This is a genomic window from Roseovarius sp. (assembly GCF_040219995.1).
Taxonomy (GTDB): Bacteria; Pseudomonadota; Alphaproteobacteria; order Rhodobacterales; family Rhodobacteraceae; genus Roseovarius.
Map to the genome: position 1 here is coordinate 26,584 of NZ_JAVJUC010000031.1, position 24,866 is coordinate 51,449.

Consider the following 24,866-nt stretch of genomic DNA (forward strand, 5'->3'; position numbering starts at 1 on the left):
AGGAGGGCTAGAGATTGGCCAAGCCATGACGTATGGAAACACGATGACAGCCAGAGCATTCAACTTTCATGGTATCGGTCAGCCCGGGCCGGGCATTCCGGAAGATGAGCGCCCGTATTGGATCAGCACAACCGCATTCGAAACGTTTCTGGATATATTCACCTCATATCGAGACCGTCGGCCGATTGTGATTACCTTTGACGACGGCAACCTCTCGGATATCGAAATTGCGGCGCCGCTCTTGGCAAAATACAGGCTCGACGCTCGTTTCTTCGTGCTGACCGGTCGGCTGGAACAGCCCGGGTATCTCAGCAGGGGGAATGTCCGCGACTTGCGGGACATGGGATTCAAAATTGGATCACACGGAATTGATCATGTCGACTGGGCCCAGCAGGATACTCTCGGGTTGCACTATGAATTGCTCCGGTCGCGTATGGTTCTCGAAGAGCTTCTCGGTCAGCCTGTCACTGAAGCGGCTATCCCCTTTGGGCGCTATCGGCGCCGCGTATTGAAGGGCCTGCATACCTACGGGTATCGAGCGGCATGGTGCAGTGATGGCAGTGCAACCGCTCTTGAGGGCTTCTTACGGCCACGTTTGTCGATCCGAGATGACACCCTGCCTGAGATGATCATGCGCGAGCTTGATTCAGGTGACAGGGCCTGGCGCAGGTGGAAACAAAAGCTCTCGATGACCCGCAAAAGCCTGTTGTGAGACTTGTCCAGACGATTAAACATATCATGTCGCCCAAAGTACCGCCGGTAACTTCAATCGCCACGGCTTTGGCGTTTTTGTCATGATGCACGCGAAATTCTCAGCTTGATTGTCGAACTGCTTACTTGTGTCATGATCGGCTAGGTCATAGTCTTTTGATATCTGCACTTTAGCTAAGCGCCCTAACCGACCCATATGCCACACTGCCTTCCGTCCAAGTATTTGTGAGATACCAAACCGATGGTTCACCCCCTCGAATACAAAAGACGAGACATTCGAACTCTTCTGTCTATGGCTTGTGATGGTGCGGCGCCGAGCCAGACATGTATCAATATCATGAACGGAGCCCATCGGGCCGGATACGTGGTTGACATTTTTGCCAACCGCCGCCGTGTCAAGAAACCGGACGTTCCGATGGTATTAGCTCTACCAGGTCCGGTCTTGGCACAATTGCCATATCCTAAAGTCGTCACCCAAGCGTCCCGCATTCTGGAAAATCACTTTCTCCGATCGGTTCAGCCTGGCGAGATTGCCTATCTCTGGCCAGCGGCCTCCCTGAGGGCACATCGGCTTTTACATGAACGGGGAATTCCGATCGTTCTGGAAGGCATCAATACGCGAATGGCCTCGGCGCGAAAGATCCTCGATGCTGCGTATGAGGATTTTGGCATTGAGCCGAGTCATGGCATCACAGATGAGCGGATTGCTGAGGAAGAAGAAAAATATCATTATGCCCAAGCCATATTTTCACCAAACCGGCACGTCGAAAGCGCCTTGGCCGGGTCTCCGCTGGAAGATCGCATCTTGCCGTCGAGTTATGGCGTGGACATAAAGAAAGCCTCTCCTCCTCGGGATTACCCTGACAAGAAATCGCTGACTTTCATGTTTTGCGGCTATGCGTGTGTGCGCAAGGGCATGCATTTTCTGCTCGACGCATGGCAAAACATATCAGGCCCTCATCGGTTGCAGATTGTCGGCAAGGTCGAGCCCATCATCGCAGAGCGCTACGCGACACTGTTGAACAGCGACCGGGTCGAACTGGTGGGGTTTGTCGATGATGTGCATCGCTATTTTGCGCAGGCGGACGCCTTCGTGATGCCGTCACTGGAAGAGGGCGGGCCCCAGGTGACATATGAGGCGGCTGTTCACGGTCTGCCGATCATCGCCTCGCCAATGGGGGCCAGTCGTCTGGGGGATGAGGCTGGCACGATGCTGATTGTCGAGCCATCAGACCGAAATGCGTTTGTGGATGCATTGGAGCAGGTGATCCGCTCGGCCGAACTGCGCTATGCGATCGGGTCGCGCGCCCGTGAATGCGTTCCTTATTTCGACTGGGACGCCGTCGGGGCGCGGCGTGCCGAACAATTGCAGACCACGGAGCTCTTGGCGCTTTAAAGCCCGTTATAGGCTTTTGATTCATAATCACGGCAATCTGTACTACGTTCACCAATGTACTGGATTGGGTTGCCTGCGTGGATTGTCCAGGCGGACAAACTCTTGCGCACCAGTGACAGTGCACCAACAGCGACACCTTCCTCTAGTCTAACACCGGGAAGAATGACGCTGCCGGCACCGATGATGACATGTTTTTCCAGAGAAACGTCGGCCGACGTCACATTCTTCAGCTGGGATGGCACTGTCGGATTTGTCAGGCTTGCGCCAGAATAGTCATCGCTTGACGTAAAGACTTTGCATCCCTGGGAGAGCCCTGAAAAATCAGAAAAGAAACAAGCGGCACCACCCATTATTGTGCAATTTGCTGCAATATGGACAAACCGTCCAAAGGAGATGCGTCGGCAACTCAGGACACAATAAGGATCTATTCTCACATCGCTGTCAACTTCAATGCTTTCAAAATTTGGTATGACAGCTGTTTTATGTATGTATATTCGGCGTTCGGATGCATCCTGAATGCCAAAACCTTCTAGTTCTCGATCCGAAAGAAAATCCGCATTTAAGCTTTTTCTCATAATGTCTCACCGGGTTTTCCAAAGTCGATGTTTCAAACGATCAAGCTTGTGGTCAAGGTATCGCAGCAGCCGGTTCCGCCCGGGAGCACTGTTCATGGCGCGAAAATATTCTGTACGCTGCTCCCTGTATTTTTCATCCGGTGTGTCATACCAGTTCAACAATGACAGATGCCGATGCTGAAATGTAGTGCAAACGCGCCAGTGGAACCCGTTCTTGCCGATTTCTCGTGCCAGCTTGGCATCCGGATGGAACCCTGTTTTGAGAATTGCTTCTTTCGATAGAAGAATCAAACGGCCGGGGGGGGTGGGGCTGTCGTGCGGCCAGATATCAGTCGCCGGATCCGGCGTGACATTGCGTTCCGGGCTGTTCTTCTTACTGTAAAAAACAACATCCTTGTCATCAAGAGAGGGGTCTTTGTCGCGAATAATCTCGGGCGGAATGAAATCGCTCTTTTCGCAGAATGAACCCACCATCGCTATGTCTGGATAGGTTCGGTAGATACGTTCGTATTCCGCTGCCCAGCAAACATGGTCCGGAACAGTAACGTCGTTTTCGATGAAATAGAAATATGAGCCGATCTTCTCGGCATAAACGTCCATCACCTTGTTCATGCGATGAGGATCGTTTTCCTCGAACATCAGGATTTCTTCGAACATATCACGCTTGTCAAAGCCCTGGATGACTTGACGCACCAGTGGGTCCTGAGAATTGTTGTCGATCAAGATAAAACGTAAATCTTTACGCGTGTTGCGATAGAGTGAATCAAGACAGGCCCAAAGGAATACAGGGCGCTCCCAGCTCAAGATGAAAGCATAGGGGGCATCAGACATGGCACTGTGGTTCCTGATTGAACGCAGTGTGAAACGCGTCGAGACAGCGGTTGATCAAGTCGGACTGCTCGGTCGCAGAGAGATATGAACGCACCGGCAGTGTAACGGCCCTACTGGCAAGATCGGCGGCCACAGGGCAACCGTTTACGCGGCGCATGCCTGTGCAATTGCCAAGACTAGGCGCATAATATCGACGTAACTCTACGCCGTTATTCTCGGCAGCTTTGACTAGAGCAGTCGCGGTCGCCTCGTCAGGAGCAAGAACCGGATAAAGCTGCCACACTCCTGCAGTGGGTTCCAAAAACCGGATCACCTCCTTGTAAAAAGGGTTCAGAGCTTCGATCCACCGCGCGACCATCTGTTGCCGCGCCGCCACCCGGGTATCAATTTCGTCCAGAACGGCCAGACCGATCGCTGCATGTACTTCGGTGAGTTTGCCATTAATTCCCCAATATGGAGGACGATCTGCCCCCGTACCTGTATGACTTTGCAAACCGAAATTCATGGCCGCCCGCAAGAGAGATTCGTTGCTGGCATGAGTGAATATCATGCCGCCTTCACCAATATTGAAAGGTTTTGTTGCGTGAAGAGAGTAGACCTCATCGACATGGGGAGCAGTTTCAGGAAGATTGCGTTCTATTCCAAGGCCTGACGCGTTATCTATCACAAGCCGCGCACCTCGTCGGGCACATACTGCAATATGTGCGCTGAAATCTTGTTTGATGCCATAAGGGGCCAGAATGATAGCCGCTTTGGCCCCTGAATCTGCCAGTGACTTATCAAGCGCATCAGGCTCGATAATCATGCTGGAGGGATTCACATCCACAATAACCGGTTGAGCTCGGGCCATAAGGATAGCCGATGCAGTGGCCTGAAAAGTGAAGGCCGGACAAATTACCGGCCCCTCTATACGATGTGCGATCAGACAGGCAGCCAGCCCCGCCGTCGCGCTGGACGCGCTTACGCACTGGGTTTCCGTTCCCCCGTAACGATGGGCAATGGCCGCTTCAAACTTTCGACACACCGGACCAAAATTCGTATGCCAATTCGCATCCAATGAGGGCTGCAAATAGGAAAGCCATGCCGACTGATCTGGTAATTCCGGGTGAACCGCGCGGTGAATCACTTCGGCACTCATCCTGTTTGCTCGCCTCTGCCTAGCTTGAAAGCCATATACTCATTTCCAAAATCCAATGTTTTTCGCCCTCATTGACCCAAAATACAAACTTATTCTCGAGCCACGTCTTTTCCTCTGCAGATTTACCAGATTCGCAGTTTATGAAGTGAGTACCAAAAAAACAAACTTCTCAATAGATTTTAACAACTTAAGGTGATAAAAATCGTATGCTGTGAAATGCTTGAGGTTTCAAAATGATTTGTTCGTTCTCCTACAATTTTCTTTTCATCAAGACAACCAAGACGGCAAGTTCCTCAATTGAGATAGGTTTGAGCAAATTCTGCAAGGGACCGGACATTTTTACGCCGATCTGGAGTGATGGATCAGACAAACCTGAGGGCGAAGTGGAAAGAGCCGCACGAAATAATGCTCTACAATGGCAGGATATGGGACTGCGTGACTTTGTATCGACGCTCTATAATCTACGACGCCCATCGCGCTTTGGAAATCATGAGGGCGCGGCATCCGTTCGGAAAAAGCTGAACCCGAAAACCTGGGAGGACCTGTATAAGTTCACGGTTGTGCGCAATCCATATGATCGCATCGTCAGTATGTATTTCTGGCAGATGAGAAACAAAAGAAATACCAAGCTGCCTACGGTTTTCCAGTGGCTCTGCGAAAACCCTCTTGTTCCTAACGAGACGTGGCGTTTGTGTGCAGAAGATGGCAGTTTCATACTTGATGATTTCATACGTTACGAGAATCTGGAGGACGATCTTAGACGTGTAGGCAAACATCTTGGGTTGCCATCAGATCTAAGAGATGCAGTCTTTGAGAAGCGTCTCAAAACAAGTCAGCGTCCCCCAAATGCTTCAGTTGATACTGTCCTCGACCCTTCCTCTCGAGAGCTGATCCAGCTTATGTGCAGACGCGAGTTCGAGGTTTTTGGTTATGATCCGTGAGTGTCGGCTACAACACCGTCAGACCACCCAGCGCGCTCGGGAGTCGTCCATCCGCGCCGCAGTGCATCGTCGCGATGGACCAGCCCTTGATGCACTAAAAATTTAACGCTACCACTCATTTGGGGTATCACCATTATAAATGTCTCTATTGTATCGCTTGTTTTAGTGGGATTACTTTGAACTTGAGCTTAGGGAAAGCAGTGCCGCCCTAAGTCAGATTTGTACCCTGGGCTGGGACGTCTCCACGGATAAGATATGAAAAAAAGAACTCATGTTATGGTCGTTGCATCCGCTGGCGGGCATTGGGTCCAGTTGATGAGGTTGCGCAAGGCTTGGGATGGGCTGGACGTCGTCTACATGACCACGGAGCGAGATCTTTCAGACATCGTGAAAACCATGGCGGCGGAAGAAGGTAACCCGGTGCCGAAGTTCATATCGGTCACGGATGCCAATCTCTCCGAGAAACTGCACCTTCTTCGCCAGCTTTTCGAGGTTCTTGCTGCGGTGCTGCGCCACCGCCCCGATGTCATCATCACGACGGGGGCGGCACCTGGCTATTTCGCCCTGCGCTTCGGCAAGCTCATCGGAGCGCGAACCATCTGGATCGACAGCATGGCAAATGCCCAGAAACTTTCTAAATCCGGTCAGGAAGTGGGCAAATACGCAGATCTTTGGCTCACCCAATGGGAACATTTAGCCCAATCCGGCGGGCCGCACTTCATGGGGAGAGTTCTTTGATATTCCTGACGACCGGCACACAGCTACCCTTCGACCGGCTGGTCAAGGCAGTGGATGAATGGGCAGAGTCCGCACAGCCGGATTGCGAGATTTTCGGACAGGTTCTGTCCCCGCCTTATGACCCTTATCGGCCGCAAAACTTTGAAACCAGGACACGCCTTTCGCCTACCGAATACGCCGACATTTTCGAAAGAACTCAGCTGATCATTTCGCATGCCGGAATGGGAACGATCCTGACCGCCCTCACCCAAGGCAAGCAGATCTGCATCATGCCGCGGCAATTCAAATATGGTGAGCACAGAAACGACCACCAACTTGCGACCGTAGAGAGGTTGGGAGACTATGCCGGGCTCCACAAAGCCCGCGACGAAGATGACCTGCCCAAGCGTCTGGATGACGCCCTAAAGGCGCGCAGCGTCTCTGGCTCCACCATGCTCAATCCCTTTGCCGCGACTGATTTTACCGACACCTTGCGGACGTTCATCCTTTCTTCTGAAAAATAACTGAGCGCCTATGTGTCGCGCTCGCGCACCCACCATCCTGCGGCCCAACCCGCCAGAAATCCGCCCAGATGGGTCTCCCAGGCGAGGTTGCCCCCCATCGCCAAATACATGACGACATTGAGCCCGACGAGCAGGCCGATCACCCGCAGCACCGGTCCCACCCCCTCACGCGCCAGACGCCGTGCCGTGTATTCCCAGCCCGTGAGCACCCCAGCAAGGCCAAAGAGCGCCCCAGACGCCCCCACCATCGGCTGCACCGCCGTGGACAGGAGTGCGAAGCCCATGGCCCCGCCCAGAAGCGAAAGCGCATAAATCAATGCAAACCGCCATTGCCCCACCCGCTCGATCACCAGCCGCCCGAGCGAGACGAGCGTGATCATGTTGACCAGCAGATGAATGAAGCCACCATGCAAAAAACCGTAGCTGGCGAACATCACTGCGGGCTGCGCCGCGTAGTTGGGCTGCCAGTTGTCCAGAAGCCCCCGCCAGAATCCGCCATTCTGATAAACCAGCCCGCGCCAACGCGGCGACCCCCAAAGGCCAAAGTCGGCTCCCTGCAATATCATCTCAATGATAACGCAGACCAGCACGAGAACGATCAGCACCCAATGGCGGGCAATGAAGACTCGACGCGCAGGCAAGGGTGGGCGGATTTCCATCTTCACTGGATGCGCGAGCAACGCGGGAAACTCAAGCTAAACCAGTGTCAGAATATGAGAAGGCGGCCCCTAATAGGCCGCCTCGTCAGGATCACTGCACTGTCTCGTGATCAGGCTGCGATGTCACGACGACGGCGCCAGCCCATCAGACCCAGAAGCCCGATACCCCCGGCCATCAGCGGCAGGGCTGCGGGCAGCGGGACCGGTACGATCGACTTGGCCAGCGAATAGTCGGCGCTGAGCGTCCCGATGCTGTTGACGGTCAGGTCGAACGCATCGGGGTCAAGCCCAGCCAGCAGGGCATTACAGGTTCCCGCTAACGGGCCGAAGCCACTACAAGGGTCGGTCCCGAGGAACAGATCGAAGGCAAGCCCGGTCAGTTGATCGGTGTTGTCGTTGATCAGGTCGAGCGCAAAGGCTTCGATATCCCCCAGAATGCCGGGCCCGGTGATGCCCAGGGCATACTCGGCCAGGATCACCTCGCCTCCCGGCTGCAACTCACCGTCATAATCGAACACGGAATTGAACGGCCCGACCCCGCCCGTCACGCTGACCATTGCATCGCCGGTCTCGAACTGGTCCTGCACCAGATCGCCAAAGCTGAGCGGCGTGCCCAGAAGCGGTGTGCCGTAATCGAACGCGAAGACGTTGCCCAACGGCAGATCGGGGCTACGAACCGAACCTTCGAACACCGTGCCAATCCCGGTCAGCGGCACAGTGGGGCTGACATTGATGGTTTGGGAGTCCAGAACGACGGCCGGGGTGGTAAAGCAGCCGACAAAGGGGAAGCAACGTTCCTTCTCTTCCGAGATCACGATCTCAGGCGTCGTGATCGTGACATCCGGTGTCACGTTGAGCGTGCCGAAGCTGAGGCTGGTGCTGAAGATATAGGGCCGGGATCCCGGTGACGGCGCGCGATATTCGGCGCGCAGATCGCCTTCGGCCTGAAAGCCGCCTCCGCCACTGAGCGATAGAACGCCACTGGATTCCAGGAGCGCCGTAGGCGGCACCGTACTGGCAACCGCAGGGCTGGCTGCCAATGCCACGGTGGCAATGGCAGCATTGCGCATGATCTTCATGGTACTATATCTCCGTCGGTTTATTCAAAATGACTGCTCGTTTAGAACGTTGCATCGAGACTTGAAATCTCACGAAGAGTTTACCGACAAAAGCCGCAATTGCACCATCTTTTCGCCACGTTTTCACTTTTGACGGACGCAAGACCTACGGCCCGACTCCATGCCGAAACAATATGCCTTTCCGACGCAGCATTGTTTCTCAGAAAGGACTCTCGCTCACCCCGGCACGAACCGTGGCAACTTTGGCAGGCTCTCGCGCATCAATTTCTGCAACCGAGCGTCGGCGGCACCCTCGGGCTCGTCCTTGAGGATCGGGGTGATGTAGCGTACAATGGCACCGTCTGTACGATCAATTATCAGTCCGTCATAGACCACGCTCATCTTGGCCTTGAAATCATTGGTCATCCGCTTGCCGCGCTGTTCGAACCAGTAATAAACAAGCTGTTCCGACAGCCCCTGTTGGATCACCGCGCGGTTGACCTCAAACGTGCCGTAGCCTGTGCCCTCCATATCCAACGGTACGGTCTCGAAGCTGTAGATTTCCCAGCCACCCGAAGGCAGGCAGACCTCCGGCGAGTGGATGCCATCGCCCTCGGTCTGTTTTTCATAGAAGGCCATGAAGAGTTCCACCGGGGCAGACTCTGCCGGGTTGCGATAGGACGCGGCAAGGTAATCGGTCGCCCCCAGAACCTGCTCGATATTCGGCTCCAGCATTGAGAACGTGCCCGACCATTCGCCAAGCTGGCGCGGGTAGAGCGTGAAGGGATCGCGGTCCAGCGGCGCGGGCTCATTGCTCTGCTGCAGCGCCCAGCCTGCCGAGACCCCGATCGTCAGGAGTGCAGCCACAGCCAGTCCGCGCGAGGCCCGGATGCCGGTGATGCGGGCGGCAATAGCACCGAAGCCGGTGGTGTCGAGATCAATCGCCTCCGAGAGCGGCTTGGGATCCGGGGTCAGCCGTTGCAGCGCCACGGCCATCAGAAAGAGGATCGCAATACAGGCACCGAAAATCACCCAGCCTTCGAAATAATGCAGGAAGCCTTCGGCATGCTCGATGCCGTAGCTGTTGACCAGCACGCCGATCACCCCGATGCGGAAAGAGTTCATCAGCACAGTGAGCGGGGCTGCCGCGAGCAACAGCACCGCCTTGTGCCACATCGGCCCACGATAGAGGATCGCGAAGAGATAGGAAAAGCTGAGAATCGGGAAGAGATAGCGCAGGCCCGAACAGGCCTCGGCGACCTGCAGCTTGTAGACGCCGAGATCAATCACATTGCCTTCGAGATAGACCGGCACCCCCATCAGCGCCACGAACCAGACGCCGATCTCCGAGGAAATGGTCTGCAGCACGATGGTCATCTTGAGATAGATGAACTGCGGCAGGGGTAGCATGAAGATCAGATGCACCACGCCAAGCTGATGCAGCTTGCCCCGCTCCCAGCCGAAGATCGTCAGCACCACACCGCCGACCCAGATGATGAAGCCATAGGTGACGATATCGGGAATGCGCGTCAGGTTCCCGGCAATCGCCAGCAGGAGCCCGAGGGTCAGGATGAAAAGGCCCGGGCCGCGATCCCGAACCACCGGTTTTGGTGGCGGCAGGCGGCGCAGTTCCCGCAGGAAAAGATAAAGGGAGATCAGCGGGATCAGAGGGCCGTGGCTGTATTCGGCCGTGGACCAGGCCTGCGCCAGAGACACGAATCCGATCCAGAAGATCGGGATCGACCCAGCCAAGAGCAGCGTGAACCACATAATGCCCGCCGGGTTAAGCGGGCGGGCAAGGACCCCAGAACCAGCCTGATCCGTCACCGACATGGTGTCACACTCCACTTGTCTATTTCACCGTACCCCAAAGAAGGGCCTGCCTTCCCGGAATTTCTATCGGAAAACCCGAAGCAAGGCGATTCAAAACAGGCCCCATGGCCCAAGAATGAGCGGCCTGAACAGACTGTTTTTCAATCGCATACAGTGCCCCGGATCACGGGCGCAGTACGAAATTCCGCTCAAGCGTCAGAAAGATGCGGTTCGACGTGGCAGAGCCAACACTGTCCTCGTCGCGCATGCGATACTCATAACCCGAAGAAAGCCGCCAATCCTCGGTGATCTCGCGGGAATAGGCCGCGCGAAGGTCGGCACGGACGGTATCGTTGACCACCGGTCCGCCCGACTGGGCAAGCTCCGCGACATTTGCCGAAAACTCCAGGGCCGACAGCGAGTTGATCTCGTAATTGTAACCCAGCGAGGCGCGTGTGGTCCGCAACTCGTTTGAACGTGAGCTGGTCGTGACCTGTCGTTCCAGCGACGCCGTCAGAGTACTGCGCTTCATCTGATGGGTGAAATCCACGCTGCCCACGGGAATAATCGAATCTTCGACATCGCTGGTCACCCCGACGCTGACCCCGATCGCGCCACGCGGCAAGGGCATGTCACGGCTGACAAGCCAGGTCGCAGTCCGGCCGTTTTCGCTCTCGCTCACATCAAATGTCGTGCCGATCGTGCCCCTATTCAGATCACGGGAGAGGCCAATGTTGCCAATCAAACCGCTCTCCCGGTCTGCGCCCCGCACACCGCCGAGGGTTTCCTCGGTCTCGATATCCTGAAGCCCAAGCGACACATCAAGCGTATCGACCTTCGACAGCGCCTGCGTCAGCCCCAGATTGACGCTGCTGGTCTGGCGGTCGGTTTGCGGCACATCATCGGCGCTGTAGTCCTCATAGCGCAGAACCACCCGCGTTTCGGTGATCGGGCTCAGCGTGAAACGGGTCGTGGCGGAGAGGTTGAATGTCTCGGTGTCGAACAGATCCGGGTCGGTTGTGTCCGTAAACGTCTGCTCTCGGTAGCGCCCATCAAGGATGAAGCCCACCGGATCATTCAACCCGCTCTCAAAGCTGAACCGGGCTCCGATCTGTTCACGGTCGCCACGGTCTTGCGTAAGATCGCCCTCTTCCAACGGGTCATCTTCGAAGAAAGGATCTTCGTCGAACGGATCAAGCGCATCCACCGAGGACAGTGAGTAATCTGCACCAAAACTCAGCGTGCTGTTCACTCCCTGCCGGTCATAGCCGATCCGCGCCCGCTGATCATCGAATGTTTTGCTGCCCCCCGGTGGCTCGCTCGCGCGCAACACCCCGCTCAGATCGAAACTGAGCACATCATTGGCACGCCGGTTTTCATAGCCGAAGGACAGCCTGTTGTCGAAAAGCTCAGCGTTTTCGCTATTATTGGGGTCGAGGTTGTAATTGTCCGTCGCACTGAGCGTCGAACTTATCCCGAATGTCAGAACCGGGCCGCCAGCCTCGGGGCTGCTGCCCTGCTGTGCCACCATCGGGCCCGCGCCCAGAAAGAGCACGGACAGGCAACCAGTACGGATCAGACCTTGCGCGCGTCTCACAACCCGCCCTTATTCGAAAAGGCGCCGCTCCGGAACAACGATCACGTCGCCCGGGGCCAACACCGTCGTACCGCTGATGCTGTCGCTGCCGCCCATGCTGCGGTAGTTGAAACGATAAACCGTCTCCTGCCCACTCTGGGGATCGACGCGCCGCAGTTGGATGCGCTTCTCAGCCGCAAAGCGCGAAAGCCCGCCCGCTTCGGCCAGAAACTGCAAGAGCGTGGTGCCGGGCAGCACTTCCTTGCGACCGGGCTCATTCGCCTCGCCGACGATATAGACATTCATCAGGTCCGGTTCGACCTCGCCCCGAGGGTCCTTCGGCGCAAGGGCAGCGACCGAGACAAGCACGGTCGGCTCGACTGCGAAATTGCTGGCCATCTCCGACGACAGCGTGCTCGCCACTGTGTCGACGGTGCGCCCACCTGCCTTGACCGTCCCGGCCAGCGGAAAGCTGATTGAGCCGTCGGGCAAGACCAGAACACTGCGGTTTAGATTGGCGTCCTCCAGAACCTCGATCTGCAGGGTGTCACCCGGCTGAATGCGATAGTTGCTCTGCGCTGTGGCCACACCGGCCAGTCCCACCATGAGAAGAAGCGCTGTTAGAAATCTGATCATCCCGTGCCTCTGTCAGTTTTTCATTTTGCGTCGAACTTACGGTATTTGCCGTACCGGAAAAATACCTAAGAAACATAAAGCGCTAGGCTGCGGCAGATTTGTAGCAATTTCAGGGTATTTTGTCAGTTCTGGGCGTCGTCATCCCCGACAGCAGCCTCAAGCCGCTCGATTTCCGCCTCCACCTCGGCCATGAATGCAGGCGGTGGCCCCTCGCCCACGGCCTCGACGACCTTGCGGAACTGCGCGAGCGCCTCGGCCTGCTCATCTCTCGCGGCATAGGTTCGTGCAAGATGGTACTGCACTGTGGGGTCGCCCGGCAGGCCCGCCGCCGCAGGTTCCAGCGCGGAAAGCGCCGTATCAAGATCACCGCGACGGAACGCGATCCAGCCATAGGTATCCTGAAAGGCCGGCACTGCGCGATCACGCAGGCGCCGCGCAATTTCATGTGCCCGGTCAAGGCTTTCGGCATCCTCGCGGCCGGTCGCCAGCAGGCTTGCGAGATTGTTGGCAATGATCAGGTTGTTGCTGTCCGCGGCATAAAGCTTCTCGTAGATCTCGATGGCACCGGACACGTCGCCTTCGCGCTCAAGAATGCCAGCGAGCGCCCAATTGAGTCGCAGGCTACCGGGCGAGGCCTCCAACCCATCCCGCAGCGCCTTCCGAGCCGCCTCGCTATCTTCCTGTGCGGCACTAATATTGTAGAGTGCCAGCCAGAACCGTTGATCCTGCGGGGCGTCTGCGGCGAGTTCCCGAAACGTCGCCTCGGCGGCCTCGATTTCACCGGTCACCGCCTGCACCGACGCCATCAGGAACCGTGCATTTGGGTCTTCGGGATTCGCGTCGAGGGTTTCGCGCGCATATTGCTGCGCCCCTTCCACATCGCCCTCTGCAAGACGGGCACGCACGATGGTCGCGGCCGCCCCCAGACCACGCGCGCCCTCGCCCGCAAGCGTGTCGAGAAAGCTCAAAAGTTCGTCCTCGCGATCCTGTGCCGCGAATTGACGTGCCTTCAGCTCATTGGCGAGGCGTTCGGCAGAGGGTCCTTCCTGACGGCGCAGGGTCTCTATCACCTGTGTGAGGCGGGACCAGTCCTGATCCCCCATGTAAACCTCACCCAGCGCACCGAGAAGCGCGACATTATCAGAGGCCAGCCGCAGTGCGTTGATCAGGACGGTTTCCGCGGAGCGCAGATTGTCCTGCCCGATCAGGTATCTGGCATAGCGCAGCGATTCCCCGGGCGCGTTGCGCGATGCGTCTACCGCACGGCTCAGCATGTCGGCCATGAGATCGCGATTGCCTGCTCGCTCATGCGCCTGTGCCATCAGCGTCATCGCCCCAGCATCATTCGGGGTCTCGCCGAGAACAGAGCGCAAGGCGACGATTGCCTCATCGGTGCGGTCGCTCTCGATCAGCCAGCCCGCCCGCATCTTGAGAGCGTCCGGTTGGCTCTCGTCTTCTTCCAAGGTCTGCTCGACCAATGAACGGGCACCGACACTATTGCCGGTCGCATCCAGCATCCGGGCGAGCATGACCATGATGCTGCGCCTCTCGTCGGAAGGCTCCATCCCGTCGATCAGGTCTTCCAATTCGGCAATGGCGCCATCCTGCTCGCCCAGATCAAAGCGAAAGCCAGCGCGAAGCGCGGTCAACCGCTCGACCTCGGGCGGGTCACCATCAAGGATACGTTCAAGCTCGGCCAAGGCCAATTGGTTGTCACGCGCTTCGGCAAGAAACCGGATATACGTGACGATATCGTCAATCTCCCGGGGGTCTTTGTCGGCACGGTCCTTAAGGAAGGCCTGTGCCGCATCCACATTGCCCTGTGACATGTACCACCGTACCAGCGTCCCCAGGACGTTCGGATCCTCTGGGAACCGCTTGATCATATCCTCAAGCTGAGCGCGAATTTCACTGGTCTCACCCAGTTGATTGAGAACCCCGAGACGGATCGTGTAGAGTTGCCGGTCATCCGGCTCCCGTGCAAGCGCCGCATCTATCGCCGAAAGCGCCGCCGTCCAATCCTGATTTCGAATGAGATCGTCGATGACCACCTGCCGCGCGATCATAAGGTCCGGGTCTTCCGATACGAGGGCTTGAGCCTTGGTAACCGCTTCGCGCCGGGCGGCAGCATCCCCCGAGCCGGCCAGCGCATCGCGATAGGCGATCGTGGCATTCACAGCTTGAACCACGGTATCCTCGGGGGCCAGTTCTGCTGCAGCGGATGCGTGCCGCCGCGCCGCCTCCCAGTCATTGATTGTGAGTGACATCTCGGCCAAGGCGCGCTGTCCGGGCAAACTGTCGGGATATTGCTCGACCAGTCGCAGATACTGGCCATAGGCTTGACGGATATTTCCACGCGCGCGCTCGGCCTCGGCATAGCGCAACCGCGCCTCACGATGCGTGCCGTCCAGTTTGAAGACATTGCGGAACTCGACCAGAGCACGATCCACATCGCCCTCCTCCAGCAATTCCAGGCCGGATTGGAAGTGCCCGGCAGCGCGTTCTTCTGCCGTGTCACAAAAAGATAAGAGGCCAGCGGTGGCCAATGCCAGAAAGGTTGGTTTTATCATATTGCTACTCTTGCATGTTCGGGCGCGGGCAACAATCCTTACGTGCCAGCCGCCCGGTCTGGATAAACCACATTTTGACTATTCCAGCCGGGGGTGGAAAGCGTCCAATTGCCGAACCCCGAAACGCCCGCTTTAGTATCCGGTTCCGCGCAGCACCACAGTTACAGTGCGCAACAGGATCGCCACATCCTGCGAGAATGACAGTGTCGCCAGATACCGATTGTCAAAGCCGGCCCGCTCGGCAAAGCTTGTCTCATTGCGCTCCGAAATCTGCCAGAGACCGGTAATACCCGGGCGCAATTCATAATAGGCTTTCCCCGGGTAGAGTTCCTTCTGGTCCACCATCATCGGGCGCGGCCCGACCAGCGACATGTCACCCTTGAGCACATTCCAAAGCTGCGGCAACTCGTCGAGCGATGACTTGCGCAGGAAGCAGCCCACCCCTGTAATCCGGGGGTCTCGCTTGAGCTTCTGGGTCTCATCCCACTCACGACGCGCCTCGGGATTATTGCGCAGGTGATATTCCAGCAGAGCATCAGCCCCGGTCACCATGGTGCGGATCTTGACCATATGGAAAACGCGCCCACCGCGACCCAGACGTTTCTGTCTGTAGATCGGACTGCCTCCATCAATCGCCACGAGACACATCATGCCCAGAATAAGCGGCAAGGAGATCGGCAACGTCATCAGAACCAGAACGACATCAAGGCAGCGCTTCGCCCCGATACGATAGATGGCACGGCGTCGGCCGGAATGTGGCTTGGTAGTATCTACCTTAATTGACGTATCGGAATAATCCCGGAAGGTCATATAATATCCCCAACTCACATATCACACGGTTGAATTTCCACCCACCAAACCGGTGAGGCATGTTTTAACCAAATTCACTGACCAGCAGCACGTGATCCGTGTTTACGCCCCCATGCAAGTGAACATTTAAGGGCGGCCCAAAACAAGACATAATTTTGCCCAAGTCTCAAAAATTCGAGGTGCAAATGCTTGAAAGCCTTGGATTTAAGCCTCTTCACCCTTAAAAATAAAAATAACATTCGAACATCTTGAGAGCGATTGTCGATACGCGCGAAACAGATAACTGAAACTTGCCTCATCGTCTCTTCTTTACTCTACATGATTCGCCGCTTTTCAGGGTGAAAAAAGGCAATACGAGCGCAAAGCCTCGAAAATTTCTTGCTTGTGCCATGAATGCGAAGGATTCGTCTGTTGCATAGGGTGCGTCGAGAGGGCAGACGCTAAGGTGACTTGATACGGGTATTTTATGCTCTTAATTCCAGCGGAACTCTGCCATATTCTCAATGTGTTGAGAGCGAGTTCTGAATAAGGATGTTATGTGAAAGATGCATATGAAACCGGAGACCCTCTACGCAGAATTTTTCGGAATGTCCGAACGTCCGTTCACGCTTTTGCCCGATCCGACCTTTCTTTACTGGTCCAAGGCACATCGTAACGCTTACACGATTCTGGATTATGGGATCTTCTCACGCGCCCCAATCACCGTCGTGACCGGTGAGATTGGCTCGGGCAAGACAACGCTGGTTCAGCACCTTCTGAAGAACACCGACGAAAAGATTACAATCGGGTTGATCTCAAATGCGCAGGGCGGGCGGGGTGAACTTCTGCAATGGGTTCTGAATGCTTTATCGGTAGATGTGCCCAACGACTCCACCTATGTTCAGAAATTCCAGACGCTTCAGGATTTCCTTATTGCCGAATATGCCGCCGACCGGCGCGTTGTGCTGATCTTTGACGAGGCACAGAACCTGTCGATGGAAGGTCTGGAAGAGCTACGCATGCTCACCAATATCAACGCCAACAAGGATGAGCTGATCCAGTTGATTCTGGTAGGCCAACCCGAACTGCGCGATGTCATTCGCAGCCCAAACATGAAACAACTCGCGCAAAGGGTCGCAGCAAGCTTTCACATCCCCGCGATGGACGCCGAAAATGTCGCGCAATATATCCGGCACCGACTGAAATCGGTCGGTGGGCACGGGGATGAATTTACCGATGGCGCCTGTCGGATGGCTCATGAACAGACTGGCGGGGTGCCTCGGCTCGTCAATCAGCTCTGTGATATCGCGATGGTCTATGCCTGGAGCAAGGAACAGAAAACTGTGACAGAAGATACCCTGAATAGCGTGCTCAATGACGGGCTGTTCTTTGCAGCCACAATGGGCACCGAAGAGACGGACGCGACATGAGCGAACTTAAATACTACTTCTCGATCTTTCTCAGACGCTTGCATTATTTTTTGGTGGTGTCGGTGGTCGTGTCTGCCGTCGCGGGGATCGCGGCTTTCGCGCTGCCGCCAGCTTACGAGTCGCAGACCCGTCTGCTTCTGGAAGGGCCGCAGATTCCCTCGGAACTTGCCAGCTCGACAGTCATGGTGGGCCTCATAGAGCAAATCGAGATCATTGAGCAGCGGCTGATGACGCGGGCCAACATGCTCGATGTGGCGCGCAGCCAGGCCGTGTTCGAGGATATTCAGAAGATGACCGCCGATGAGGTCGTGGGGGCGATGCGTGCCCGCACAATCATTGTAAAACCCAGAGGGCGCAACCCGACGCCGATTATGAACATCACTTTCGAGGCGCGCAGCCCGCAGATTGCAGCCGGCGTGCTGAATCAGTATCTGACACTGATCGAACGTCAGAATGCCGAATTCCGCACATCGCGGGCTGGGAATACACTGGAATTCTTCCAGCAGGAGGTCGAACGGCTGGGCCAGGATCTCGATGCGCAAAGTGCGCGCATCCTGGAGTTCAAGACCGCGAATTCCGGGGCCCTTCCGGAAAGTCTCGACTACCGGCTGGATCAGCAAGCCACGCTGCAGGAGCAAGTGCGCCAGATTGATCGGGATATTTCCTCACTGGAGAATCAGCGCACCCGTCTGGTGGAGATTTTCGAGGCGACCGGGCAGCTGACGCAGGAACGAGCCGCGCCACAGCTATCCCCCGATGAGCAGCGCCTACAAGAACTTCAAAGCCAACTCGACGAGGCGCTGTCGATCTATTCGGAAACAAACCCGCGGGTGAAGATGCTGCAGGCGCGTGTCGAACAAGTCAAAGAGCGGATCGCAGCGGCACCCGAGCCTTCCCCTGAAACCGAGACGGAAACACCGGAGAGACGCGCCGGCTCGACCACGCTCGACCTGCAACTCAGCGAGATCGACGCGCGTATCTCGATGTTACAGGAACAGCGCGGCGAGACCGAAGAGCGGCTGTCTGCACTGTCTGAGTCGCTCGCGAAAACCCCGGCAAATTCGGTCGCCCTGGAAGAGCTGACGCGTGCCTACAACAATATCGAGGAACAGTATAACCTTGCCGTTGATCGCTTGGCCAAGGCCAGCACCGGCGAGCGGATCGAGTCGCTCTCTCGCGGGGGCCGTATATCGGTCATCGAGCCGCCCGCCGTGCCCAACGCGCCCACCAAACCAAACCGGATGTTGATCGCGGGCGGCGGCACGATGTTCGGTATCGTCGGTGGCATCGCCTTGATTTTGCTGATCGAGCTCCTTAACCGCACCGCCCGACGTCCTGAAGATATCGTGAAACGAATCGGCGTGCGTCCGCTGGCGACCCTTCCTTACATGCGCAGCCGATCAGAGATTGTCTGGAAGCGCCTGATCAAGCTCACGATCTATCTGGCAATCCTTGTCGGGCTGCCCGCTGCGGTCTACGCGATCCACCTGTATTACCTGCCGCTCGACCTTCTCGCCGATCGGGCCATGAACAAGATCGGGGTCCGCTGGTGATCGGTCGCAAACATATCAGGAGCGCTTGAGATGGAACGCATTCAGGAAGCGCTGGCCAAGGCGCGTGCGCAACGCCAGCAGGGCAGCGCAACACGCACGCAACATGCCGCGACACCCAGCCCGAGCCAACCCGTTGAGGAGGCTTGGACAGCGCTTGCTCCCTTCAAGCTCAACCGCGCCGCGCTCAAGCGGAATCGCGTGGTCGCCGCCGAACCCGGACGGGATGCGGCACCCTATGATCTTCTGCGGACCAAGATCATTCATCAGGCAAAGACCAACGATTGGCGACGTGTAGCGATCGTATCGCCCGATATGGGGGCTGGAAAATCAACCACTCTGGCCAATCTGGCCTTCAGCTTCGAGCGACAGCGCGACATGCGCGTGATGTGCCTCGATCTCGACCTGCGGCGTCCCGCGCTGCATAAGGTTCTGGCGCAGAAACCCGATCATTCCATGGCCGAGCTGCTGGACGGTCACGTACGCTTTGCGGAACATGGCCTGCGCCTCGGCGAGCGCGTGGGTTTCGGCCTCAATAACGGACCTGCCTCGAACCCATCGGAGCTGTTGCTGAGCCGTGCAGCACGTGAGGCGCTGGATGGGATAGAAAGGGACTATTCCCCCGATCTGACGTTCTTTGACATTTCACCTCTCAACGCCAGCGATGACAACATTGCCTTTCTCCAGAATGTCGACTGCGCTGTGATCATCGCAGCGGCCGAATCCACCCCGATGAGCCGTATCGACCAGGCCGAGCGTCAGGTGGCGGAATTGACGAATGTGATGGGGATCGTGCTCAACAAGTGCCGCTATGTGAGCGATGCCGAAGGGTATGATTACTACTGAGCTCCTGAACGGAGAGGACGATGCCCGAGATTGCGATCATCATCCCGCATTACAATGATGTGGTGCGACTAGGGCGGTGCCTTTGCGCGCTGCAGGAGAACGATCTTGCGGGCTGTGAGGTCCTCGTGGTCGATAACGGCTCGACGCAGTCACTGACCGAGATTCAGAAGCAGTTCCCCGATTTTCGTTTCGTCACCGAGGCCGAGAAAGGAGCTGCAGCAGCCCGCAACACGGGCGTGCAGGAGACCTCGGCCCCTTGCCTGATGTTCATCGATGCCGATTGCGTTGCCGCCCTTGACTGGGTCACGGTCGGGCGGGCGGTGGCAGACAAGGCGGATCTGATCGGTGGTCGCGTCGAGGTGTTTGACGAAACCCCCCCGCCGCGCAGCGGGGCCGAGGCCTTCGAGGCGGTCTTCGCCTTCGACTTTCGCCACTACATCGAAGTGCAGGGATTCTCCGGCACCGGCAACCTGATCACCCGCCGCGACGTGTTCGAGGATGTGGGCCCGTTCCGCGGCGGTGTCTCTGAGGATACAGATTGGTCGTTCCGCGCCACGGACCAAGGCTATAAGTTGATTTATGAGGACAGGCTGCGCGTCGGTCATCCTTCACGACAAGACTGGCCAGCATTACGCACAAAATGGCGGCGTCTTACCCAGGAACAGTTTGGCTTGAAGGTGCAAGGCCCGAAAAGCCGCCTGCTCTGGGTGGTCAAAGCACTGGCAATGCCACTTAGCGCGATAGCACATCTACCAAAGGTCTTTCGCAGCCATAAACTCACAACATCTGGCGATCGTTGGCGCGCGGCAGTCACCCTGATCCGCCTCCGCCTATTGCGCATGGTCTGGATGCTGCGGCAGGCGGTGGGGCTGGACATCTGAAGCGCATATGAAAAAGGGCCGCGCGAGGCGGCCCTTTGTCGGAATTTTGATCCGTAGATTTGGTTACGCTGCCTTGCGCTTGCGGCGCAGCGCAGCGACACCGCCGAGAGCGGTCAGCAGCAGCAGACCACCGGCGGGCAGCGGAACAGCTGCCACATCAAAATCGAAACCTGCATCAGCAAGAGAGTCGTCCCAGCTGAAAACGAGCGATTGGTTCAGGTTAGGTGTCCCGAAAGTCGTCCGCAACTCGGTAAGAGGAGCGGCGACAACCTCCGACTCAAGTACGACATTGGTGTCGGTGTTTATCCACTCGGCAATCAAATTGGTGAAAGTCCCAATTACACCTACCGTGACAGATGCATTTGCGATTGCATCAAGAGGATCAGTGCTTGATGTGAAATCCACAGAGTAGCTTCCTGCACCACCTAACGCATCCACATTACCAAGGAAAATGTTATCCGAGGTAATGTCATACGGACCACCGCCTTGGAAAACAACCGTGGCAGCGTCCGCTTTATCGCTACCGAGCGCAACCACCATAGTCAGCGCCATTGCACCCACGGCACTTTTTCTCAAAATTTTGCTCAGAATACTCATTTCATTTCCCCCTAATAGGATACTTCACACTCTTCAAACTACCCGAGTTGCTGTGGCTTGAAAACAAAAATCTCTAAATTCGACCGCATTTTGGCCTCAATTCGCATATGTTGCACAGTGCTTCTGCAACCCTGCATTGACTCGCCTTGGAAGAATTTTCCTATTCGTAGTAAATGCATCGTTTCCGCACCGATTGTCGCGAATTCTGGAACAGGCGATGTGCACGCAATCGCCCAAGTCGGCTACCCCTGCGAATCGCCCACCCTGACAAAAGAAAACGGCCGCAAGAAGCGACCGTTTCCAAGTGAGCACGCAAATGTGAATGTGATTGTCGCGTCTCAGACAGCGCGCTTGCGGCGGCGCGAGGACGCAGCGCCAAGGCCAGCCAGCGCGGTGCCGAGCAGCAGCAGCGACGCCGGGATCGGCACAGCCGCGACCTGCAGCCCGTCGATCGAGAAGCCGTCATTCTTCTTGAACGTCGTGCCACCCGACGCGGTGAAATTGCCCAGCACGATCTCGGCCGATGTGACCGCCCCCCCAAAGTCGATGATCACCAGCTTGTCATTGCCACTGGTCAGCGGCCCACCCGTGCGCACCTCGGCGCTATCGGTGCCGGTGGTGATGCGCAGATACGCCCCCTGATCGCTGGCATCGCTGAGCGCGAACATCACCGCGCTGAAGGCCTGTCCGCCCGCAAGCGCGACATCCCAGTCCATGCCCCAGGTGTCGTTGCTGTCGAGAAACCACGCGCCACCATCAGGCGTTATGTTCTCTCGCCCGAAGACATTGCCGTCCCGCAACGCCAGGAGTTTGCCCGAGTTCCCGGGTAAACCGGTGACCGTACCGCCGGTTCCTTGACCACCCAACGTCGCGAAGGTGCCGACCGCCGTCGCAAATCCATCGGCCACCTCGCCCTCGCCCTCTAAAGCGCCGAGGGCTTCGAAGTCTTCACCCACATTCGACCCAGAGCCAAAGCTGCCGTTATAAGCAGCTGCATCAAGTACCGATACGGTGATCGTCGCCGCCTGCGCCGGGGCGGCCATAAGTGCGCCAGACACAGCCATTACGCAGGTCAGCGCTTTCAATTGAAAAACAGACATGGATCTCTCCAAAGTTATTTATTCATCAACAATATGTGAATTTTCTTATTCTGGCTAAAATTTTCCCACTTTGGGCCACGAAACAGTCTTTTTCCTGCCATATTCGTTAACAACGCGCTGATTAAAAAGAGCCTCTACCATAGGATGAGTGCTGGCTTTTGTTGCCGTTTTTGCATCAATGTCATCATTTTGTTTCGATTGGGGAGTTTAGGGAAACGCGGATCTTGAGCGACACCGATTCGCCTACTGCGCCCCATCCAAACCCTGTGTTTTCATCACGATTCGCGGGGCCGCGCCGGAGGGGCGCTCCACAACATATCGCACCGGCGCGGTACCTGTTTCGGTATGCCTGCGCCCGGCGGCATCAAAGCGCATCGCGCCACCGGCCCCCTGCCGATCCCAACCCAGCAACGCCCCCGCCGGGTCATAGCGGTAGACATCCTGCCACGCGCTCTGCGGAAAAAGCACGGGATCGGCATAGCCCCGCTCCGGCACCTGAAAATCGCGGCGCTCGATGCGCATCTCTCCATCCGGACCAGGAGCGTAGCGTCGCGTTTCGTGCTGCGGCAGCAGGATCGAGATCAGGCCGGGTGTGCTGTCTTGGTCTCCGACGCGGGCAAACACGCCGATATCCACACGGTTCGAGCGAATGTCAGGCTGACCCGGCACCGGACGCGGCAACTGCCAGTCCACGGTGATCCGGGCGCGCAGGCCCCGCTCGTCCAGCGGCTCGATCCGGCTGCGCGCAGGATCACCGCGCAGCAGTCGCCAAAGAAACGTCGGCGTGCGCCCCTGCGGATCACGCGTCGCCTCGACCGAGACCACCATGCTGCGGCGATGCACATGACTGCGCCAGAGCCGGGCGACAGCCACAGGCGTGTCAAGCAGCCGCTCGCTCAGCCCCTCTCCGAAATAGTCGATTCCTTCGGTGGCGTCCGTCTCGGACAGAACGGCGAGCCGCACCATCGGCGGCACCGTCTCGGGCGTGAGCGTATTGGCCAGTTGCACCATGCGCATCAGATTGATCTGATCCGCCGGTACCACCGACGGATGCGCCTGCCCCGACAGATAGGCCTCGCGGCTCAGGACCGGTGCAAGGCTGCGTCGAAAGATCATCTGCACGGTCGGCGCCAGAAGCTGGTTTTCGTGCAGGTACTTCTTGGTCTCGGGCCGAAAGGCCGCAAGGATCATCGCCAGCGCTTCCAGATGTGGACGATCGGACCCGGATGAGCCTTGCGAAATCAGAAAGAAAGGCGTGTTGGCCGGAATGAGATCGCCATGTTCCGGATCATGGTCGCGATGCTCCGGGTAGACGTGGATCTGCCCGGCCAGGTAGTTCTGATAAAGCGTCAGCGGCCCGTCGTCGCGGGTCAGCGCCATGCGCGGCAGCGACCGCCAGAGCGGGCCGTCTTTCACGGCCGTCGAGGAATTGCCGATAAGCGGTGCATCAAAGATCACCGGCCCGGCAAGGCCGTAATCCAGCCTCGCCTTGCGCATCTCCGCGTCATAGGCGACATGGGTCAACTGCGGATGCGCCTCGGGGGGCAACAGGGAATGCGCACGATCGCGGTTTTCATAGAGATCGCCATGATTGCCCGCCGCGCGCCCCTCGAAAACCAGCCGCCAGAGCAGCCGATGCCCCGTCTCGCGCGCCTCGGACCCAAGCACCGGGGCGCTGGTTTCAGGGATTCGCACCCGCGCCAGAAGCCGCCGCCCTGGCAAAAGGCGCGACAAAGAAGAGAGACGCAACATGACCTTCCCGCCCTCAGCCTCGATGGGCTTTCCACCGGGCAAACCCTGCTGAGAGATCGCCGCCCCAGGCAAAAGCCCGAAGCCGGCGAGGTATCTGAGCAGTTTACGACGAGTGACGGTAAGAGGCATCTGGCATTCCGGGTCGTGACTTTCGGAGTTTAAGCGATCAGGGCGCATTTCTCGACGCCTAACACCGGGAAAAACGCTTTCTCTAGAATGTTGATCAATTTTCAGGAGGTGTAACCCTTTCCACGACAGTTATTGCAAGATTGCTAATCGGTAGTCTGAGCCGGTTTCCCGGCTACATATCCTCAACCAGCTTGTCGGTGGGTCGCATGATACCATCCGAACCAACTCGCAATATGACGCAAACCTTCCCCCACAAAGTTCGAATCATTCACAAAGGATCAGGCGTCGGCCAACCGTCGATCCCGAACAGGCTGTCTCGACCACTGCCAGAAAACACTTATAACGTGTATTGGGACCGCATAATTTCACAGCAAATCAAGCCGATGGTTATGTTGGCTCTGAAGGTCAGTTTTTTTTTGACTTGTGGCGAAAATAAGGCAAACATCACCGAGTAATCGACTTGTGGTTAAACGTAATCGAGGAAAGTACACTCACCAATGCTCGGGACAGTCGGTGGTTGGCCTTGTTGACCAGACACCCATCCGGTCCGAATTTTATATGACCGGTCTCGACGATACCCATATCCGCAGCCCTTGATATTAAGCCCGTTCGGGTTCGCCTCGAATATTGAATAAACGGCGGGGCTGC

22 protein-coding genes are annotated in these 24,866 nt (G+C 57.0%); 9 read left to right on the top strand and 13 right to left on the bottom strand.

Annotated elements, in window-relative coordinates:
- Positions 1-25 precede the first annotated feature (25 nt).
- Together RID11_RS13930 and RID11_RS13935 are read left to right on the top strand one after the other, a co-directional pair.
- A complete protein-coding gene (locus tag RID11_RS13930; RefSeq protein WP_350140201.1) occupies positions 26-712 on the top strand; it encodes a polysaccharide deacetylase family protein in 687 nt (228 codons plus the stop codon).
- Between the two features lie 336 nt (positions 713-1,048).
- Positions 1,049-2,107 carry a glycosyltransferase family 4 protein gene (locus RID11_RS13935; RefSeq protein WP_350140203.1) on the top strand — a complete coding sequence of 353 codons (1,059 nt, stop codon included), beginning with the start codon at positions 1,049-1,051 and terminating at the stop codon, positions 2,105-2,107.
- Here the strand turns inward: RID11_RS13935 and RID11_RS13940 are convergent.
- From RID11_RS13940 to RID11_RS13950, 3 genes are read right to left on the bottom strand one after another with little or no spacing between them, the layout of a single operon-like run.
- Positions 2,104-2,682 (bottom strand): acyltransferase, encoded by a 579-nt coding sequence (locus RID11_RS13940; protein WP_350140205.1) that lies wholly within the window; start codon positions 2,680-2,682, stop codon positions 2,104-2,106. The two genes, RID11_RS13935 and RID11_RS13940, sit on opposite strands and share 4 nt — an antisense overlap.
- A 6-nt stretch (positions 2,683-2,688) precedes the next feature.
- Positions 2,689-3,513, bottom strand: coding sequence for a glycosyltransferase (locus tag RID11_RS13945; RefSeq protein ID WP_350140207.1), 825 nt, complete (start codon positions 3,511-3,513; stop codon positions 2,689-2,691).
- Complete coding sequence (locus tag RID11_RS13950; RefSeq protein WP_350140209.1) at positions 3,506-4,651, bottom strand: DegT/DnrJ/EryC1/StrS family aminotransferase; 1,146 nt, start codon at positions 4,649-4,651, stop codon at positions 3,506-3,508. Before RID11_RS13950 ends, RID11_RS13945 begins: the two co-directional genes overlap by 8 nt.
- Before the next feature lie 233 nt (positions 4,652-4,884).
- Here RID11_RS13950 and RID11_RS13955 point away from each other — a divergent pair, with 233 nt between their 5' ends.
- The 3 genes from RID11_RS13955 to RID11_RS13965 all read left to right on the top strand — a co-directional run bounded on the left by RID11_RS13955 (position 4,885) and on the right by RID11_RS13965 (position 6,833).
- Positions 4,885-5,592 (top strand): sulfotransferase family 2 domain-containing protein, encoded by a 708-nt coding sequence (locus tag RID11_RS13955; protein ID WP_350140211.1) that lies wholly within the window; start codon positions 4,885-4,887, stop codon positions 5,590-5,592.
- 255 nt (positions 5,593-5,847) lie between these two features.
- On the top strand, positions 5,848-6,330 hold the full coding sequence (locus RID11_RS13960; RefSeq protein WP_350140214.1) for a UDP-N-acetylglucosamine--LPS N-acetylglucosamine transferase: 483 nt from the start codon (positions 5,848-5,850) through the stop codon (positions 6,328-6,330).
- Positions 6,327-6,833 (top strand): glycosyltransferase, encoded by a 507-nt coding sequence (locus RID11_RS13965; protein ID WP_350140216.1) that lies wholly within the window; start codon positions 6,327-6,329, stop codon positions 6,831-6,833. Before RID11_RS13960 ends, RID11_RS13965 begins: the two co-directional genes overlap by 4 nt.
- An 8-nt stretch (positions 6,834-6,841) precedes the next feature.
- Here the strand turns inward: RID11_RS13965 and RID11_RS13970 are convergent, their stop codons facing one another.
- From RID11_RS13970 to RID11_RS14000, 7 genes are all read right to left on the bottom strand, one after another.
- Entirely contained in the window at positions 6,842-7,492 is a 651-nt protein-coding gene (locus RID11_RS13970) for a rhomboid family intramembrane serine protease (RefSeq protein WP_350140218.1), read from the bottom strand.
- A gap of 110 nt (positions 7,493-7,602) precedes the next feature.
- A complete protein-coding gene (locus RID11_RS13975) occupies positions 7,603-8,571 on the bottom strand; it encodes a PEP-CTERM sorting domain-containing protein (RefSeq protein ID WP_350140220.1) in 969 nt (322 codons plus the stop codon).
- Between the two features lie 216 nt (positions 8,572-8,787).
- On the bottom strand, positions 8,788-10,383 hold the full coding sequence (gene xrtD / locus RID11_RS13980) for a VPLPA-CTERM-specific exosortase XrtD (RefSeq protein ID WP_350140222.1): 1,596 nt from the start codon (positions 10,381-10,383) through the stop codon (positions 8,788-8,790).
- Between the two features lie 163 nt (positions 10,384-10,546).
- The gene (locus RID11_RS13985) at positions 10,547-11,917 is read right to left on the bottom strand and encodes a hypothetical protein (RefSeq protein WP_350140224.1); all 1,371 of its coding nucleotides are present in this window, start codon (positions 11,915-11,917) and stop codon (positions 10,547-10,549) included.
- Positions 11,918-11,968: 51 nt separating this feature from the next.
- Positions 11,969-12,574 (bottom strand): polysaccharide biosynthesis/export family protein, encoded by a 606-nt coding sequence (locus RID11_RS13990; protein WP_350140226.1) that lies wholly within the window; start codon positions 12,572-12,574, stop codon positions 11,969-11,971.
- 122 nt (positions 12,575-12,696) lie between these two features.
- Positions 12,697-15,144 (bottom strand): tetratricopeptide repeat protein, encoded by a 2,448-nt coding sequence (locus tag RID11_RS13995; RefSeq protein ID WP_350140228.1) that lies wholly within the window; start codon positions 15,142-15,144, stop codon positions 12,697-12,699.
- 132 nt (positions 15,145-15,276) lie between these two features.
- On the bottom strand, positions 15,277-15,954 hold the full coding sequence (locus RID11_RS14000; RefSeq protein ID WP_350140230.1) for a sugar transferase: 678 nt from the start codon (positions 15,952-15,954) through the stop codon (positions 15,277-15,279).
- 551 nt (positions 15,955-16,505) lie between these two features.
- On the opposite strand from RID11_RS14000, the gene RID11_RS14005 reads away from it, so the two are divergent.
- Genes RID11_RS14005 through RID11_RS14020 form a run of 4 tightly spaced genes read left to right on the top strand, consistent with a single transcriptional unit; the run spans position 16,506 to position 20,640 of the window.
- On the top strand, positions 16,506-17,363 hold the full coding sequence (locus RID11_RS14005; RefSeq protein ID WP_350140231.1) for an ExeA family protein: 858 nt from the start codon (positions 16,506-16,508) through the stop codon (positions 17,361-17,363).
- Positions 17,360-18,916, top strand: a complete 1,557-nt coding sequence (locus RID11_RS14010) for a GumC family protein (protein WP_350140233.1) — start codon at positions 17,360-17,362, stop codon at positions 18,914-18,916. The genes RID11_RS14005 and RID11_RS14010 overlap by 4 nt, the downstream gene beginning before the upstream one ends.
- 30 nt (positions 18,917-18,946) lie before the next feature.
- On the top strand, positions 18,947-19,759 hold the full coding sequence (locus RID11_RS14015; protein WP_350140235.1) for a tyrosine-protein kinase family protein: 813 nt from the start codon (positions 18,947-18,949) through the stop codon (positions 19,757-19,759).
- A gap of 20 nt (positions 19,760-19,779) precedes the next feature.
- Positions 19,780-20,640: a glycosyltransferase family 2 protein gene (locus RID11_RS14020; RefSeq protein ID WP_350140237.1), complete on the top strand. Its 861-nt coding sequence runs from the start codon at positions 19,780-19,782 to the stop codon at positions 20,638-20,640.
- A gap of 63 nt (positions 20,641-20,703) precedes the next feature.
- Here the strand turns inward: RID11_RS14020 and RID11_RS14025 are convergent, their stop codons facing one another.
- From RID11_RS14025 to RID11_RS14035, 3 genes are all read right to left on the bottom strand, one after another.
- Positions 20,704-21,237 carry a VPLPA-CTERM sorting domain-containing protein gene (locus RID11_RS14025; protein WP_350140239.1) on the bottom strand — a complete coding sequence of 178 codons (534 nt, stop codon included), beginning with the start codon at positions 21,235-21,237 and terminating at the stop codon, positions 20,704-20,706.
- A gap of 338 nt (positions 21,238-21,575) precedes the next feature.
- On the bottom strand, positions 21,576-22,301 hold the full coding sequence (locus RID11_RS14030; protein WP_350140240.1) for a VPLPA-CTERM sorting domain-containing protein: 726 nt from the start codon (positions 22,299-22,301) through the stop codon (positions 21,576-21,578).
- A 279-nt stretch (positions 22,302-22,580) separates the two neighbouring features.
- Complete coding sequence (locus RID11_RS14035) at positions 22,581-24,089, bottom strand: hypothetical protein (RefSeq protein ID WP_350140242.1); 1,509 nt, start codon at positions 24,087-24,089, stop codon at positions 22,581-22,583.
- Positions 24,090-24,866: the final 777 nt, after the last annotated feature.